This is a genomic window from Amycolatopsis orientalis (assembly GCF_000943515.2).
In the GTDB taxonomy this organism is placed as follows: domain Bacteria; phylum Actinomycetota; class Actinomycetes; order Mycobacteriales; family Pseudonocardiaceae; genus Amycolatopsis; species Amycolatopsis orientalis.
Window position 1 is genome coordinate 3,665,291 of sequence record NZ_CP016174.1, and the last position, 14,801, is coordinate 3,680,091.

Sequence of the window (14,801 nt, forward strand, 5' to 3'; positions counted from 1 at the left end):
TGAAATGGCACGACCCATCCGGTACGGCGCGCTGACGGCGGTGAGCGTGCTCGCGCTCACCGCCTGCGCGACCGAACAGCCGGCCCCGCAGGCCCAGGCCGGGACCCCGGCGGCGGCCGTCGTGGCCGAACCCGTCGCCGTCACCTACGACGGGGGGATCCTGCTGCTCGACGGGAAGACCCTGAAGGTGGCCAAAGACCTTCCGCTCAGCGGTTTCAACCGGCTCAACCCCGCCGGGAACGACCGGCATCTGCTGGTCTCGACGTCCACAGGGTTCCGCGTGCTCGACGCCGTCGGCGCCGTGCTGACCGATACCGAGGTGAAGGCGCCCAAACCGGGACACGTCGTCCGGCACGCCGGCAAGACGGTGCTCTTCGCGGACGGCACCGGCGAGGTGACGGTGTTCGATCCGAAGACGCTCGGGGGCGGGGCCCTGCCCGCGCCGAAGCACAAGACGCCGGAAGCGCATCACGGGGTGGCCGTCGAACTCGCGGGCGGCGAACTGGTCACCACCATCGGGAACGAGGACGAACGGCCCGGCATCGTGGTGCTGGACAAGGAGAAGAAGGAGATCGCGCGCAACGACCAATGCCCTGGCGTGCACGGTGAAGCCGCCGCGCGCGGCGAAGCGGTGGTGATCGGCTGCGAGACCGGCGTCCTGATCTACCGCAACGGCGCCATCACCAAGGTCCCCAGCCCGGACCCCTACGGCCGGATCGGCAACCAGGCCGGGTCGGATCTCTCTCCGATCACCTTGGGCGACTACAAGGTCGACAAGGCGGCGGAACTCGAGCGGCCGACCAGGGTGTCGCTGATCGACACCGAGAAGGCCACGCTCAAGCACGTCGAACTCGGGGTCAGCTACACCTTCCGGTCGCTGGCCCGCGGACCGCAGGGGGAGGGACTGGTGCTCGGTACCGACGGGCAGCTCCACGTCATCGACCCGGTGTCCGGTGCGGTGACCCGGAAGATCGCGGTGCTCGGCTCCTGGCAGGAACCGCTCGAATGGCAGAGTCCGCGTCCGGCGATCTTCGTCCGGGGCGGGACCGCTTACGTCACGGATCCGGGCAAGAAGGAGATCCACGCGGTCGACCTCGCCTCCGGTACGAAGACGACGACCGGCTCGCTGCCCGGTACACCCAACGAGGTCAGCGGCGTACTCGCGCACTAGGCGAGCCGCAAGGGCGGGTCGTGAGTGGTAATGACGGTTCTAACCGTCATTACCACTCACGAGACTGGGCCCGTCGCGATCAGGGGTAGTACGTGGTGCCACTCGCGTGGATCGCGTTGCCGTCCCGCTTGGCGATCATGAAATAGTAGGTCCCGGCGGGCAGGTTGTTCCAGGTGTATTCCCGGGCCGAGTCACACTGGTAACTGACGTTGCCGTAGCTCTTGTCGAAGAATTCGTCTTTCCACAGTTCGATCGCGTAGGACGTCAGTCCCGGATCGGTGGAGCAGTTGGCGTAACTGGTGATTTTCGTGCTCCCGGCGTTCTGGTTCCAGAGGCGGGACTTCAGGAGCAGCTTGAAATCCGCCTGCCAGTCGAAACTACCCGCGAAGCCCGTGGCCGCCGACGCGGCGGGCGTCACGGTCAAGGCCAGGCCCGCGGCCATGGTGGCGGCAATACCGAGCCGGAGTGCTTTCCTGGTCGCGATGGACATCTCGAGTATTCCTTTCTTGACGGGAATATCTCCATGAGACCAGCCCGGCACCGAATCGTGAACGCACCAACGTGCAGTCGAATGATCAGCCTTTCGCCGACGTCCCGTTCGTCAGCCGTCGAATCCCGCGCCGCCCGGCGTGATCGTGCCGGTCCGGGAGAACAGCAAGACGAAAGGGCGCCGTGACCGCGTGGACCGCACCGGCCTGTCGAGTCGTCGCCGTCCCGCCGCGAAGGCGCCGACCAGCATCACGAACAACATCGCGGCCAGACGGCGATCACGGCCTGGGCCGTAGTGACGCGCGAAGCGGGAGCGCAGCCCGCGGATCTTGTCGGCGAGCACCGCCAGACCGGGCTCTCCCAGGGTCGCGACCGTCACCACTCCGTCACGGTGATCGACGGCGACGTCGTGGTAGTCGTCGAGAAGCTGGAGCACGTCGCCCAGCTCGACGAGAAGGTCGAGTTCGTCCGCCGTCATCCCCGGCCGCAGCAGCGCGAACAGCGCGGTGACCCCGAGACCGCCTTTGCCGCGGGTGATCCGCTCGACCTCGGCGAGCGGCAGCCGCGGATCCCGCTGGCGCCGCGACTGCCGTTCGTAGTCGTGCAGGTCCCGCATGACGGTGAAGATGGTGTCCTCGGCGGGGCGGGCCAGCCGGGCCTCCATCGCGCGGTAAAGGGCGAGAAGCAGCGATTCCACCTCGGACATCGGCTCGAAGGCCTCACCCCGGAACAGCTCGGCGAGCCTGTCGTCGAGGTCGGGCCGGTCGAAGTTGTCGACCAGGTCGTCGTAGACGCGGGTGAACGAACTGCCGAGCGCCGCCAGCGCCGGGTCGAACGGTACCCCCGCCATTTCCGCGTAGCCGCGCATCGCCAGCCCGACCTTGACGGTCGTCGCCAAGAAGGCGTCGCGGGCGTCCCGTGACAGCGCCGGGGTGGCCCCCACCGACCGGTCGACGAGTGGCGCGACGACCTCGTCGAACACGCTCATGATCTCCCGCGCGTCACGGACCACGTACCGCACCACGCCGGGCAGCCCCGCGGCCATCGGCACGCAGCGCGTCACCCCGAGCGCATCGCGGAGCACCCCACCCATGTCGAGCAGGCTAACAGTACGGAAGCCTTGTCAGAGCCGTGAGCACGGCGGAGGCTGGAGCCGACCGCGTCCGCGAAGAGAGGCGGAGTACCGGTGAAAACGGATGACCTTCCCAGGATCGAGCCGGCCGACAGCCTGCGCCCCGACCTGCGCGTTCCCCTGCTGGCGACCGCCAGGATCGAGGCCACGCTGGCCAGGCTGAGTGAACCGCGGTTCGCCGACGCCCATCGCCGGACCCTCCGCGCCCTGGCGGGGGCCGCCGCGCTGACGGCGGCACAGTTCGCCGTCGTCCCCTCGCTGCGGCCATGGTTGCTGGGCGCCGCCGCCCTGCTCCTGCTCGACCTGGTCTGCCGTCTCCTCGCGCTGAACTCCTTGCGGCGCCGCCAGCGCGCCTTCGAGCCCCGGTGGCTGGAGGCGCAGTCGGCCGTCTTGCGCACGGCCTCGTTCGAAATCGTCCGGTTCGAGGTGTCGACGCCGTTCGAGCGACGTCCTCGCGGCCGGGCCCAGTCCTACGACCTCACCCGGCCCGCGGAGGTCGAGATGCTGATCGAGCGGCAGCGCGACGACCGTGCCCGAGGCCGGTCATCGCAGGTGAAGCTCGAGTTCTCCTACCTTCTGGGGCCGGCGCGACGCGCGGCGATCGAGGTGGTGTACCTGGATCTGGACGACGTCACGATCGTCCGCGCGGAGGGTGCGCGCCGGGCACGTGTCCGGTTCCCGGAGGCGCGCTATCACGCGCAGCCGTCGCTGCACCGGACAGGCTGGCGGCAACCGAGCGAGACGACGTTCTGGGTGCTCGGCCCGGCCACGGTGCACGCCGCCGCCGGATAGCGAGGACGACTTCAGCCGCCGGACAGCCGGTCTTGAAGAAGCCCGTGACGGAACTGGTAGTGCGGCCCGGTCAGCCGCAGCACCCCGAGCTTGTGCGCGTCGTCGAGGAACCGCATCAGCCGAAGCGGCGTGGCGCCGATGACGAAGAGCCAGATCCGCGCGGTGACGAAATGGCCCCAGGCGCTGCTGGCCAGCACCATCATCCCCAGCCCGCCGCCACCGAGCACCATGCCCACGAAGCCGCCCAAAAGGCTTTGCTGCAGCGGGTTCATCCGGAAGGTGAGCTGCGCCGCGAGTTCCGGCACCGCGACACTCCCGGCGACACCGACCACCAGACCGGCGAAACCGCCGACGGCCACGCCATAGCCGACGGCCGCCCGGTCGCTGCGCAGGACGCCGAGCGGGGTGACCGCGGACTTCGGCTCCGTCGGGCGGGTGAACCGCCGGACCATGGCGAAGGTGAGGCCGAAGATCAGGCCGCTGATCAAGCCGTGCACTCCAGTGGCGAGGGTTCCCGCGATCAGGCCGCCCGAGGCCGCGCCGATCACGCCGAAACCGAGGTCCCGCAGCAGCGAACGACGTCCGGCCGCGTTCCACCGCGGTGCCCTCGGGACGAACCGCATCGGTGGTTCCGGCCGGATCACGCCGAGCGCGAATCCGCCGAGCAGGCCGATCGAAAGCCCGAAGACGAGCCCGAACACCGGGCGCCCGAACAGGCTGAACACCGACCAGCCCAGCAGCCCGCAGCCGGCGGCGCCCAGGACGACCGGGGTCAGGACGAACACGGTCATCGGCACCAGCCGGTACAGCTGCCACCAGCTCAGATCCGTCGCGCCCCGGTCTCCTTCCTTCCTGCCGGAGCTGAGATGCCGCGCGAGGAAGGTCAACGTCCGCTCGGCCTGGCGCGGGCCCCAATGTCCGGAGGGCCGGGCCGGGTTGTGCCCCAGCGGCCTGGACCTTCGCGCGAACACGGTCGGCACGAAGCTGTCGAGCAGATGGTGTTCGAGCTGGTCGGCGGTGCCGAACCGGTGCTGATCGAGCAGGTCCGCCGGGGAGCGGTCCGGCCCCTCGTAGGTCGTGCGCGCGAGAAAGAGCATCAACGGTTTCGCCAGGGTGGTGGCCACCAGGCCGCCCGGTCTGCGCTCGATCTCGTCGAGCACCGGCAGCCAGCGGTCGATGTCGGCGCTGAACACCTCACGGAGGTAGGTGCCCATCGCGACGTCGTCGATCGGGAGCAGCCGCACCACGGTCTTGCCGCTGACCGTGCGTTTCCCGGCCGCTTCGGCGAATTCGGCGGTCCGGCTGGTGAGGACGAACGGCGAGACGAACACCGGGCTTTCGCGGACGGTCCGCATCACCGCGCTGCGGGCTTCCTCGGATAATTCGTCGAAGCCGTCGAGGATCGGCAGCAGCCGTTCGCCGGTCAGCAGGTCCTGCGCCGCAGTGGCACCCCAGCGCGCCTCGTCGTTGAGGAACGGGTAGTCCTCGTTCAGCCTGCCGAGCAGCCACCGCTCGAAGTTCTCCGCCGGATTCCACGACGCGAGCTGGAACAGCACCGGGATCCGCTGCTGCGCCTCCTTTTTCGCCAGCTCCAGGGTGAGCAGGACGCACAGCCCGGTCTTGCCCGATCCGGCGTCGCCCACCACGATCATCGGCCACGGCCGTGCCTCGTACGCTTCGAGAAGGATTTCGAGGGAACCGTTGTCCGGCAACAGGTTCTCGACCCCGGCGCGCGGCGCGGGCCGCGACACGACCTCCCACCGGACGGCCATCCGGTCTTCTTCGGCGAACTGGTGCCGCCGTCCCGCCTCCTCGGTCCACTGCTTGCGCACCGCTTCCCGGAGGACGAGAGCCGCGTCGTCGATCTGGCTGGGCGTGCTCGCCTCACCGGACCACAGCCACCAGCGCCGGACGGCCGGTGCGAAGGGCGCCGCCGTCACCAACGCCAGTACGACGCCGGAGACCGCGGTGACCGGCCCCGCGCCGTAGCGGATGATCACCCAGACCATGACCGACGCGAGCACGAACCAGATGACCGCGGGCCCGAGAATCCGGCGTTGCATAGCGGTCATTCAACCGGGCGGCGGCGTCGCGTTCAATGAGCTGAGGACACGTTCACCACTCGATCGGGACGGCGACCGGACCCTGGAGGGTGAGGAACATCCGCCGCCACGCGAGTTCGCCGAAGGGGACGGCCAGCCGCAAGCGGGGCGCGGCGGCCAGCAGCGCGGTGAGGCCGGTCTGGAGTTCCAGCCTGGCCAAGGCCGCGCCCAGGCAGTGGTGGGGCCCGTGCCCGAAGGTGAGATGCCCTGGCGCGCGAGCGAGATCCACCGATTCGGGCGCGGGAAACCGCCGGGGGTCGTGGTTGCCCGCTCGCAGCGGCGCGAGGACGAACTCGCCGGCGCGGATCGGCGTTCCCCCGATCTCGGCGTCCTCGGTCGCGACCCGTCCTTGATCGGCGGCGGAACCCTGGTCCTGGCGCAGGAGTTCCTCGACCAATGCGGGGATCGTGGCGGGATCGCGGGGGAGTTCCGGCGTGACGGCCAGCCGTAGGACGGCCTGGGCCAGCGCGTTCGCGGAGGGGACGTAGCCGGCGATCATGATCGCGAAAGCGAGATGGGTGACCTCGTCCGGGCGAAGGGCGTCGCCGGAGTCGTCCCGTGCCTCGATGAGTCCGGTCAGCAGGTCGTCGCCGGGCGATTTCCGCTTCAGTTCCACCAATTCCGCGAGATAGCCGCCCAGATTCCGCGCCGCCTCGGCCATTTCCGCGTAATCCGGGGCGGTGAACACCGCGACGATCCCGTCGGTCCAGGTCCGCAGATCGTCGCGAGCCGCCGCCGGGACGCCGAGAAGTTCGTCGATCACCGAAAGGGCGAACGGGATGGCGAACCCGACCAGCACGTCGGACGGCGGGCCTTGCGCGAGCAGCTTCGCGGCCAGTTCCGCCGCGAGGACCTCCACCCGCGGCCGGAGCGATTCGACCCGGCGAGGGGTGAGCGCCTTGGCCGCGATGCGGCGCAGCCGCGCGTGTCCGGGACCCGACATGGTGAAGAGCAGCTGCTCTCCGTCCGTGGCGGGGGTCCCGGGAATCCAGGGGCGGAACCGCGGATCGGCCAGCACCGCCCGGATGTCGGTGTGACGGGTGACCAGCCAAGCGTCCTCGCCGGAGGCCAGCCGGACACGGCCGACGGGTTCCTCGTCCTGCCGCCGCGCGAATTCCGCCGGGCACCGCAAGGGTTCCGCCTCCGCGAACGGATAGTCGCTCTCCCCGGTCATGATCTCCCCCTTCTCTTGGGTCGTTCGGTCGCTTTCTCGCTCAGCGAGTTCAGCGGTATCAAGACGGCGTCACCGCTCACGCCCAGCGCGCGGGCGGTCAGTACCCGGTACAGCTCCTCCGCCGCGAGCGTGAGACGCGCCGCGCGGGCCGTGACCGCCTCCGCGTCCGGATCGAGTTCGGCGAGCGCCGCCGCGATGACCTGTTCGGCGTCCCGTTGCTGCCGTTGGGCCACCACCTCGACCAGGGCGTCGACCGGGGTGACCAAGGTCCGTCGCCGGTCCGCCGGATCCGGCCCCGTCACCACGGCGCCTTCGTCCCGCATCTTCGCGACGGCGGCGGACACGTGGCTCTGCGCGAAACCGGTGCGCGCGGTCAGCTCGCCGATCGACATGCCCGGACTTTCGACGAGTACCGAGATCAGCAGGTCGTAGATCTCCGGGGCCTCGGGATCCGTGTCGTCGCGCATGCCGTGGGAGGCCAGCTCCATCAGGTGCTTGCCGAGCAGGTACAGCTCACTGGCCTTCATATCGGAAACGATACATCGAAAGCGATGTAAATGGCGAGCGGTCGGTCGGTCGATCGAGGCGAGGGGCGCCGGTGCGACCTGGGATCGCTCCCAGGTCAGGGGTGATGTCATCGATGTCGGCGATGTCCGTCCACAGTGGATGATCAGAGCCACCGCGGGTGAGGGAGCGGTCATCGACCGTTGTCACGATGTGAACGAGACGTTAAGCTGACAACCCGACGGAATGTTATCGCTAACAGCGTCAGCGAAAATTTCGTCACTCAGCGATTTTCTCCGCCCGATGGCGAAAGTTTCGGCCGCCACCGGCTTACTTTCCCGTGCCCGCAGGAGGTTTCGTGAAATCCCGGATACGACTCTTCGTGGCCGCCGCTACTTCCGCTCCCGGTTCCGGTATCTGTACCAGGGCTTGAACCCGTCCGCGAGCGGCGACTACCACAGCCTGCCCTGGCGGCTAGGTCTCCTCACCCAGACGAATTCCACCTGTTGAGCGGGAGTCGACGATGAAAACACGCGCGAAAATGCTGGCCGCCGCGGCGGCCGTGGTCGTGGCGATCACCGGACTGCCGGGCGCCGGCCACGCCGAATCGAACGGGGGCGTGCGGATCATGCCACTGGGCGATTCGATCACCTACGGGACCGGCGATCCCGGCGGGTACCGGATCGGCCTCTGGAAACGTCTGGCGGCCGGCCGGTACACCAACGACTTCGTCGGCTCGCAGTTCAACGGGCCGGGCAGTCTTTGGGACCACGACCATGAAGGGCACCCCGGCTGGCGGATCGACCAGATCGACGCGAACATCACCGGCTGGCTGCGGACCTACCGTCCGCGTTCGGTGCTGCTGCACATCGGCACCAACGACGTGCTGCAGAACTACAACGTGGCGGGCGCGCCGGGCAGGCTGTCCACCCTGATCGACCACATCACCGCGACGGCGCCCACCGCCGACGTGTTCGTCGCGAAGCTCATCCCGCTGGGGTGGGGGAGCGGTGACGCCACCGTGCGGACGTTCAACAACGCGCTGCCCGGGATCGTGCGGGACAAGGTGAACGCGGGCAAGCGCGTGCACCTGGTGGACCAGTACAGCGCGCTGACCGCCGCCGACCTTCCTGACGGCGTCCATCCGAACGCCACGGGGTACGACAAGATGGCCGCGGTCTGGTACCGCGCCCTGTTGTCGGTTCCGGGAAGCATCGGGAATCCGCGCGCGGCGGTCGGGTAGGTCGCCCGGTGGGTCGTGAGTGGTAAGTGTTGTTCTAACGGCACTTACCACTCACGAGGTCCTGTATCGGCTGCGTGGGCGAAGGGCCCTTTCCTCGCGTCAGATGCGGCGAAGGGCGCTTTCGTCGCATGAGATGCGGGGAAAGCGTCCTTCAGTCTCGCCCGGCCCACCGGTCACTCGACTTCCCGCCAGGGGACTGATAGTCGTAGGCCACCGGTTCCGGCGACGTCGCGCCCGACGTGCTGATGACGCTCGCCTGGCCCTGACACGGGACATTGTGATGACCGCCGTGGCGTCCGTGATCCCGCTGTCGCGCGTCTCGGCCGCGATCTTGAGTTCCACGATCCACCCGGCCCGCCGGTTACTCGCGGCGGCGTGTGGAGGCGCGCACGACGAGTTCCGGGGTGAAGATGACCTGCCGGTGCTCGTGGGCCGGTTCGGTGGTCTCCGCCATCAGGAGTTCCGCGGCGGTGCGGCCGAGCTGGTGGCGTGGCTGGCGTACCGACGTGAGCGGGACCGCCGCCGCGGAAGCGAACTCGATGTCGTCGTAGCCGACGATCGCGAGGTCGTCGGGGACGCTCACGCGCAGGGTGGCGCAGGCCTGCAGGAGGCCGAGCGCGAGCAGGTCGTTGACGCAGAAGGCGGCGGTCGGGCGGATCGGCGCGGGCAGGCCCGCCAGGCGTTCGCCGGCGTTGCGGCCGTCGGCGACGGTCAGCGTCGGGCTGGTGATGTCGATCAGGCGATCCGGTCCCAGGCCCGCTTCGGCGAGCGCGCGAAGGGCGCCTTCGCGGCGATCGCGCACTTGACCGAGCGCGGTCTGGCCGCCGACGAACGCGATGCGGTCGTGGCCTTGTTCGATCAGGTGCCGCACCGCGATCTCGCCGCCGTAGACGTCGTCGACCGCGACTGAGCAGTGGGTGGCGGTGTCCCGCGTGCGGTCCACGATCACGACCGGGGTGCCGCGACGCGCGATTTCGTCGAGCAGCGGTGAGTCCGGATCGGCCGGGGTGATCAGGATGCCTTGGACCCGTTGCTCTTCGAGCCGGTCGAGGTAGGCCTTCTCGCGGCCGGGGAGGTTGGCGCTGTTGCAGAGGAACAGCGAGAGGTCGTCCGCGCCGGCGGCCTCCTCCATCCCGGCGGCGACGTCGGTGAAGAACGGGTTCCTGCCGTCGAGCATCACGTAGGCGAGGACACGGCTGCGGCCCGCTCGCAGCTGGCGCGCCGATTCGTTGCGCACGAAGCGGAGTTCGGCCATGACGGCTTCGACCTTCGCGCGGGTGCCGGGGCTGACCCGGTCGGGCCGGTTGAGCACGTTCGAGACCGTGCCGAGGGAGACACCGGCGGCGGCCGCGACATCCTTGATGCCCGCCGCCCGGGTCTCGAGTCGGGCTTCCTTCGAGCCTCGGTCGGTCATCGGCACCTCTCTGTTGAAACGTAACACTATGCAGCGGTCAAGCCGCCCTGGCTAGTCGTTGACTTGACCTTTCGGGCCATAGTAGCTTCACCGCTCCAGGCTTGTGAAACCTTTCAATCCGGAGGTCGCGATGGCGCGGCAGGATCGGTCGACTGGCGAGCCGGGCCGCGTGCCCCTGCTGGAGGTCCGCGACGTGACGAAGTCGTTCGGCGCGGTCGCGGCGGTCGCCGGGGTGTCGTTCCCCCTGTACGCGGGGGAGACACACGCCTTGGTCGGGGAGAACGGCGCGGGCAAGTCGACCATCGTCAAGATGCTGGCCGGGGTGCACCGGCCGGACGCCGGGACGCTGCTGCTGGACGGCGAACCGGTCACCTTCGCCTCGCCCGCCGACGCGAAGGCCGCCGGTATCGCGGTCATCTACCAGGAACCGACCCTGTTCCCGGATCTGTCGGTGGCGGAGAACATCGTGATGGGCCGCCATCCGCGCCGCGCCTTCGGCAGGATCGCCCATCCCGCCGTCCAAGCCGAGGCGCGGCGGCTGTTCGCCCGGCTCGGGGTGCGGATCGACCCGGCCCGGCCGGCGCGCGGGCTGTCGATCGCCGATCAGCAGATCGTCGAGATCGCGAAGGCGCTGAGCGCCGACGCGCGGGTGCTGATCATGGACGAGCCGACGGCGGCGTTGAGCCTGGTCGAGGTCGAGCGCTTGTTCTCGGTGGTACGGACGCTGCGCGACGAAGGCGCGGCGATCATGTTCATCTCGCATCGGTTCGAGGAGATCACCGAACTGTGCGGTCGCGTGACGATCCTGCGCGACGGCAGGCAGGTGTCGACCGATCCGGCCGGGGACCTGACGGTCGACGACATGGTGCGCCGCATGGTCGGCCGCGACCTCGACGCGTTGTTCCCCAAACAGGACGTCGAACCGGGCGCGGTCGTCCTGGAGGTCGAAAACCTGTCCCGCGCCGGTGTCTTCCGGGACATCTCCTTCTCGGTCCGCGCCGGTGAGATCGTCGCCTTCGCCGGGCTGGTCGGCTCGGGCCGGTCCGAGGTCGTGCAGGCGGTGTTCGGGGTGGACGAACGCGACACGGGCACGGTTCGCTTGAACGGCAAGCGGATCCGGCCGCGTTCGCCGCGCGCGGCGATGGCCGCGGGGATGGCGCTCGTACCCGAGGACAGGCGGCAGCAGGGCCTGGTGATGGACCTGTCGATCGAGCGGAACGTGACGCTGCCGCGTTCGCGGGCGCTGGCGAGGCTCGGCCTGCTCAGCGGCGCGGGGGAACGGCGGGAAGCGCGGCACTGGACGGAGCGGCTCCGGACCCGATACCGCCGTCTGACCGACGCCGTCGGAACGCTGTCCGGCGGTAATCAGCAGAAGGTCGTGCTGGCCAAATGGCTCGCGACGGCGCCGAGGGTGCTGATCGTGGACGAGCCGACCCGGGGGATCGACGTCGGCACGAAGGCGGAGGTCCACCGGCTGATGTCGGAACTGGCCGCCGAGGGGGTCGCGGTGGTGATGGTGTCCTCGGAACTTCCCGAGGTGCTGGGCATGGCCGACAGGGTGCTGGTCATGCGGGAAGGCCGGATCGTGGCGGAACTTCCGCGCGCCGAGGCCACCGAGGACTCGGTGATGTTCGCGGCGATGGGACAGGGGGCCGCCGCGTGAGCGCGACCGAAGTGGCGGCACCCCGGCCTCGGGAGCGTTCGGTGCTCGGCACGGTGTTCAAAGCCCGCGAGTCGGGGATCGCCCTGGCGCTGGTGGCGCTGGTGGCGTTCACCGCCACGCAGAACTCCCGATTCCTTTCCGGGCAGGGCATCCGCGACATCCTGCTCGGCACGGCCATCCTCGCGGTGCTGGCCGTCGGCCAGTCGATCGTGATGATCACCCGGAACATCGACCTGTCCGTGGGTTCGGTACTGGGCCTGTCGGCGTTCGCGGTCGGCTCGCTGATGCGGGACAACCCCGGTCTGCCGGTGATCGTGGCGGTATTGGCCGGTCTGGCACTCGGCGCCGTCTGCGGTCTGATCAACGGCACCCTCGTCCGGTTCGGCCAGGTACCGGCGCTGGTGGTCACCCTCGGTACGTTGTACGCCTTCCGCGGGGTCTGTTACCTGTGGGCGGGCGGGCAGCAGATCAACGCCGACAAGCTGCCGCCCTCGTTCCTCGGTTTCGGGACCGCGACGCTGCTGGGCGTGCCGTGGCTGGTGCTGATCGCGGTGGCCGTCCTGGTCTCCGCCGCCGTTCTCCTGCGCGACTACCGCGCCGGGCGCGAGCTGTACGCGATGGGCTCGAACCCGGAGGCCGCGAAGCTCGCCGGGATCAAGGTAGGCCGCAACACCAGCGCCGCCTTCCTGGCAGGCGGTGCGCTCGCGGGCCTGGCCGGGGTCCTGTTCGCGGCACGCTTCGGCACCGTCGACGCGGCCGCCGGATCCGGATACGAACTCACCGTCGTCGCGGCCGCCGTCGTCGGCGGGGTCGCGGTGTTCGGCGGCAGCGGTTCGGCGTGGGGCGCGGGTCTGGGCGCGCTGCTGCTGACCGTGATCGGCAGCGCGCTGGCGGTACTCGACATCGACCAGTTCTGGCAGCAGGCGATCGTCGGCGCGCTGATCCTGTTCGCCATCGGCGCCGACCGGCTGGTCGCGGTCCGCGTCGCGAAGGCCTTGAAGAAGAGGGACTCCCATGTCTGAGCGGGCACAGTCCGGTACCCCGTGGCTGTCCAGGCTGGCGAGCTGGGACGCCGCCGTGATCATGGTGACCGTCGTCGTGCTGCTGATCGCCTCCGGCACGGTCGAGAACTTCGGCACCGGCCGCAACTTCACGTTCCTGCTGCTGGACCTGCTGCCGATCGCGCTGGTGGCGTTGCCGATGACGTTCGTGATCGTCACCGGCGAGATCGACCTGTCGGTGGCCAGCACCTTGGGGCTGACCTCGGCCGTGATGGGTTCCTTGTGGGACAGCGGTTTGCCGATCGAGACGATCATGCCCTTGTGCGTCGGCCTCGGCGCGGTACTGGGCGCGCTCAACGGCGTTTTCGTCACCGTGTTCAAGCTGCCCTCGCTCGCGGTCACGATCGGCACGCTGGCGCTGTACCGCGGGCTGGCGTTCGTCGTGCTCGGCGACGGCGCGGTGGCGGATTTCCCGCGTGACTACACCGGCTGGGTCACCGGGACCCTCGGCGGCGAACCGATCCCGAACGTCCTGATCCCACTCGTCGTACTGGCCCTGATCTTCGGGGTGGTGCTGCACGCGACGCCGACCGGACGCGGGGTGTTCGCGGCGGGCGCGAGCGAACAGGCCGCGCGGTTCGCCGGGATCCGCACCGGCAGGCTGAAGTTCTGGCTGTTCGTGGCCGGCGGGGCGATCGCGGGCCTGGCCGGGGTGCTGTGGACGCTGCGGTACTCCAGCGCGCGGGCCGACAACGGCCTCGGCCTCGAACTCGCCGTGGTGGCCGCCGTGCTGCTCGGCGGGGTGTCGATCTTCGGCGGCAAGGGCACGCTGCCGGGGGTGCTCGCCGGTGTCGTGCTGCTGGCGACCCTGCAGAACGCCCTTCGCCTGCAGGACGTGTCGAACGAAGCGCTCAACATCGTGACGGGCGTGCTGCTGATCGTCTCGGTGCTCCTGCCCAATCTCGTCTCGTCGGTCCGCGCCGGAATCCGGCGCGGACGGCGAACCGCATCTCCGCCCCAGAAAGGTTGACGACCATGACGCGTCCATTCCTCACCGGCGTCCTTTCGGCCTTCACCGCGGCCGGCCTGGTGGTCGTGCTCGCCGCTTGCGGCGGTACCACCAAGAACGACACCGCGGGCTCGGGCCCCGACCGGTCCACCGCCGCCGCGAATCCGGGCGCGGCCGCGAAGGAGGGGGTGAAGATGGCGTTCCTGCCCAAGCAGCTCAACAATCCCTACAGCGACATCGAGGTCGGCGGCGGCAAACAGGCGCTGGAGGAGCTCAAGGGCGAGTACAAACTGGTCGGGCCGAACGACGCGAGCGCGTCTTCGCAGGTCAGTTACATCAACACGCTCATCCAACAGCGGCAGGACGTCATCGGCATTGCCGCGAACGATCCGAACGCGGTGTGCCCGTCGCTCAACCAGGCACGCGGAGCCGGGATCAAGGTCGTGGCGTTCGACTCCGACGCGGCCAAGGACTGCCGTGACGTCTTCATCAACCAGGCCACCACCCAGGGCATCGGCGAGCAGCTGGTGAAGCAGGCGAAGGAGCTGTCCGGCGGGTCCGGCGAGATCGCGATCCTGTCGGCGACCCCCAACGCCACCAACCAGAACGCCTGGATCGAGGTCGCCAAGCAGACGCTGGCCAAACCCGAGTACGCGAACCTGAAACTGGTGAAGGTCGCCTACGGCAACGACGACGACCAGAAGTCGTTCCAGGAGGCGCAAGGGCTGCTGCGGTCGTTCCCGGACCTGAAGGTCATCGTCGCGCCGACGACCGTCGGCATCGCGGCCGCGGCCCGGTACGTGAGTTCGTCGAGCTACAAGGGCAAGGTCGCGGTCACCGGGCTGGGCACCCCGAACCAGATGCGCGCCTTCGTCAAGGACGGCACGGTCAAGCAGTTCGCGTTGTGGAACCCGGCCGACATCGGCTACCTGGCCGCGTACGCCGGTGTGGCGTTGAGTTCCGGGCAGATCACCGGTACCGAGGGGCAGAAGTTCAAGGCGGGCAAGCTCGGCGAGTACACCATCGGCGCGAACGGGGAGATCGTGCTCGGCCCGCCGACGACGTTCGACGCGGCGAACATCGACAAGTTCGACTTCTGACCGAGGT

At 69.3% G+C, this 14,801-nt stretch carries 13 protein-coding genes; 7 read left to right on the forward strand and 6 right to left on the reverse strand.

Annotated features, from left to right (window positions below; genetic code table 11):
- The first annotated feature begins 4 nt into the window (after window positions 1–4).
- Entirely contained in the window at window positions 5–1,171 is a 1,167-nt protein-coding gene (gene aztD, locus SD37_RS16495; protein WP_044850660.1) for a zinc metallochaperone AztD, read from the forward strand.
- Window positions 1,172–1,250: 79 nt separating this feature from the next.
- Here aztD and SD37_RS16500 read toward each other — a convergent pair whose 3' ends face one another.
- Window positions 1,251–1,661 (reverse strand): hypothetical protein, encoded by a 411-nt coding sequence (locus tag SD37_RS16500; protein WP_044850659.1) that lies wholly within the window; start codon window positions 1,659–1,661, stop codon window positions 1,251–1,253.
- Between the two features lie 111 nt (window positions 1,662–1,772).
- Entirely contained in the window at window positions 1,773–2,753 is a 981-nt protein-coding gene (locus SD37_RS16505) for a class 1 isoprenoid biosynthesis enzyme (RefSeq protein ID WP_065912849.1), read from the reverse strand.
- 93 nt (window positions 2,754–2,846) lie between these two features.
- Here SD37_RS16505 and SD37_RS16510 point away from each other — a divergent pair, with 93 nt between their 5' ends.
- Window positions 2,847–3,584: a hypothetical protein gene (locus SD37_RS16510; protein WP_044850657.1), complete on the forward strand. Its 738-nt coding sequence runs from the start codon at window positions 2,847–2,849 to the stop codon at window positions 3,582–3,584.
- 11 nt (window positions 3,585–3,595) lie between these two features.
- Here the strand turns inward: SD37_RS16510 and SD37_RS16515 are convergent, their stop codons facing one another.
- From SD37_RS16515 to SD37_RS16525, 3 genes are read right to left on the reverse strand one after another with little or no spacing between them, the layout of a single operon-like run.
- Window positions 3,596–5,647, reverse strand: coding sequence for an NACHT domain-containing protein (locus SD37_RS16515; protein ID WP_044850656.1), 2,052 nt, complete (start codon window positions 5,645–5,647; stop codon window positions 3,596–3,598).
- Between the two features lie 52 nt (window positions 5,648–5,699).
- Complete coding sequence (locus SD37_RS16520) at window positions 5,700–6,860, reverse strand: cytochrome P450 (RefSeq protein WP_044850655.1); 1,161 nt, start codon at window positions 6,858–6,860, stop codon at window positions 5,700–5,702.
- Window positions 6,857–7,387, reverse strand: coding sequence for a MarR family winged helix-turn-helix transcriptional regulator (locus tag SD37_RS16525; protein ID WP_044850654.1), 531 nt, complete (start codon window positions 7,385–7,387; stop codon window positions 6,857–6,859). The genes SD37_RS16520 and SD37_RS16525 overlap by 4 nt, the downstream gene beginning before the upstream one ends.
- 500 nt (window positions 7,388–7,887) lie before the next feature.
- On the opposite strand from SD37_RS16525, the gene SD37_RS16530 reads away from it, so the two are divergent.
- Complete coding sequence (locus SD37_RS16530) at window positions 7,888–8,607, forward strand: SGNH/GDSL hydrolase family protein (protein ID WP_044850653.1); 720 nt, start codon at window positions 7,888–7,890, stop codon at window positions 8,605–8,607.
- A gap of 361 nt (window positions 8,608–8,968) precedes the next feature.
- Here SD37_RS16530 and SD37_RS16535 read toward each other — a convergent pair whose 3' ends face one another.
- Window positions 8,969–10,021 (reverse strand): LacI family DNA-binding transcriptional regulator, encoded by a 1,053-nt coding sequence (locus SD37_RS16535; protein ID WP_083254980.1) that lies wholly within the window; start codon window positions 10,019–10,021, stop codon window positions 8,969–8,971.
- A 130-nt stretch (window positions 10,022–10,151) separates the two neighbouring features.
- Between SD37_RS16535 and SD37_RS16540 the strand changes: the two genes are divergently transcribed.
- From SD37_RS16540 to rhaS, 4 genes are read left to right on the forward strand one after another with little or no spacing between them, the layout of a single operon-like run.
- A complete protein-coding gene (locus tag SD37_RS16540; RefSeq protein ID WP_044850652.1) occupies window positions 10,152–11,684 on the forward strand; it encodes a sugar ABC transporter ATP-binding protein in 1,533 nt (510 codons plus the stop codon).
- The gene (locus SD37_RS16545; protein WP_044850651.1) at window positions 11,681–12,706 is read left to right on the forward strand and encodes an ABC transporter permease; all 1,026 of its coding nucleotides are present in this window, start codon (window positions 11,681–11,683) and stop codon (window positions 12,704–12,706) included. The genes SD37_RS16540 and SD37_RS16545 overlap by 4 nt, the downstream gene beginning before the upstream one ends.
- The gene (locus SD37_RS16550) at window positions 12,699–13,715 is read left to right on the forward strand and encodes an ABC transporter permease (protein WP_044850650.1); all 1,017 of its coding nucleotides are present in this window, start codon (window positions 12,699–12,701) and stop codon (window positions 13,713–13,715) included. Before SD37_RS16545 ends, SD37_RS16550 begins: the two co-directional genes overlap by 8 nt.
- A gap of 5 nt (window positions 13,716–13,720) precedes the next feature.
- Window positions 13,721–14,794, forward strand: coding sequence for a rhamnose ABC transporter substrate-binding protein (rhaS, locus tag SD37_RS16555; protein ID WP_044850649.1), 1,074 nt, complete (start codon window positions 13,721–13,723; stop codon window positions 14,792–14,794).
- Window positions 14,795–14,801: the final 7 nt, after the last annotated feature.

Coding starts and splice junctions, on each gene's coding strand:
- aztD (WP_044850660.1), top strand. CDS start 5: ATGGCACGACCCATCCGGTACGGCGCGCTGACGGCGGTGAGCGTGCTC.
- SD37_RS16500 (WP_044850659.1), bottom strand. CDS start 1,661: ATGTCCATCGCGACCAGGAAAGCACTCCGGCTCGGTATTGCCGCCACC.
- SD37_RS16505 (WP_065912849.1), bottom strand. CDS start 2,753: ATGGGTGGGGTGCTCCGCGATGCGCTCGGGGTGACGCGCTGCGTGCCG.
- SD37_RS16515 (WP_044850656.1), bottom strand. CDS start 5,647: ATGCAACGCCGGATTCTCGGGCCCGCGGTCATCTGGTTCGTGCTCGCG.
- SD37_RS16520 (WP_044850655.1), bottom strand. CDS start 6,860: ATGACCGGGGAGAGCGACTATCCGTTCGCGGAGGCGGAACCCTTGCGG.
- SD37_RS16525 (WP_044850654.1), bottom strand. CDS start 7,387: ATGAAGGCCAGTGAGCTGTACCTGCTCGGCAAGCACCTGATGGAGCTG.
- SD37_RS16530 (WP_044850653.1), top strand. CDS start 7,888: ATGAAAACACGCGCGAAAATGCTGGCCGCCGCGGCGGCCGTGGTCGTG.
- SD37_RS16535 (WP_083254980.1), bottom strand. CDS start 10,021: ATGACCGACCGAGGCTCGAAGGAAGCCCGACTCGAGACCCGGGCGGCG.
- SD37_RS16540 (WP_044850652.1), top strand. CDS start 10,152: ATGGCGCGGCAGGATCGGTCGACTGGCGAGCCGGGCCGCGTGCCCCTG.
- SD37_RS16550 (WP_044850650.1), top strand. CDS start 12,699: ATGTCTGAGCGGGCACAGTCCGGTACCCCGTGGCTGTCCAGGCTGGCG.
- rhaS (WP_044850649.1), top strand. CDS start 13,721: ATGACGCGTCCATTCCTCACCGGCGTCCTTTCGGCCTTCACCGCGGCC.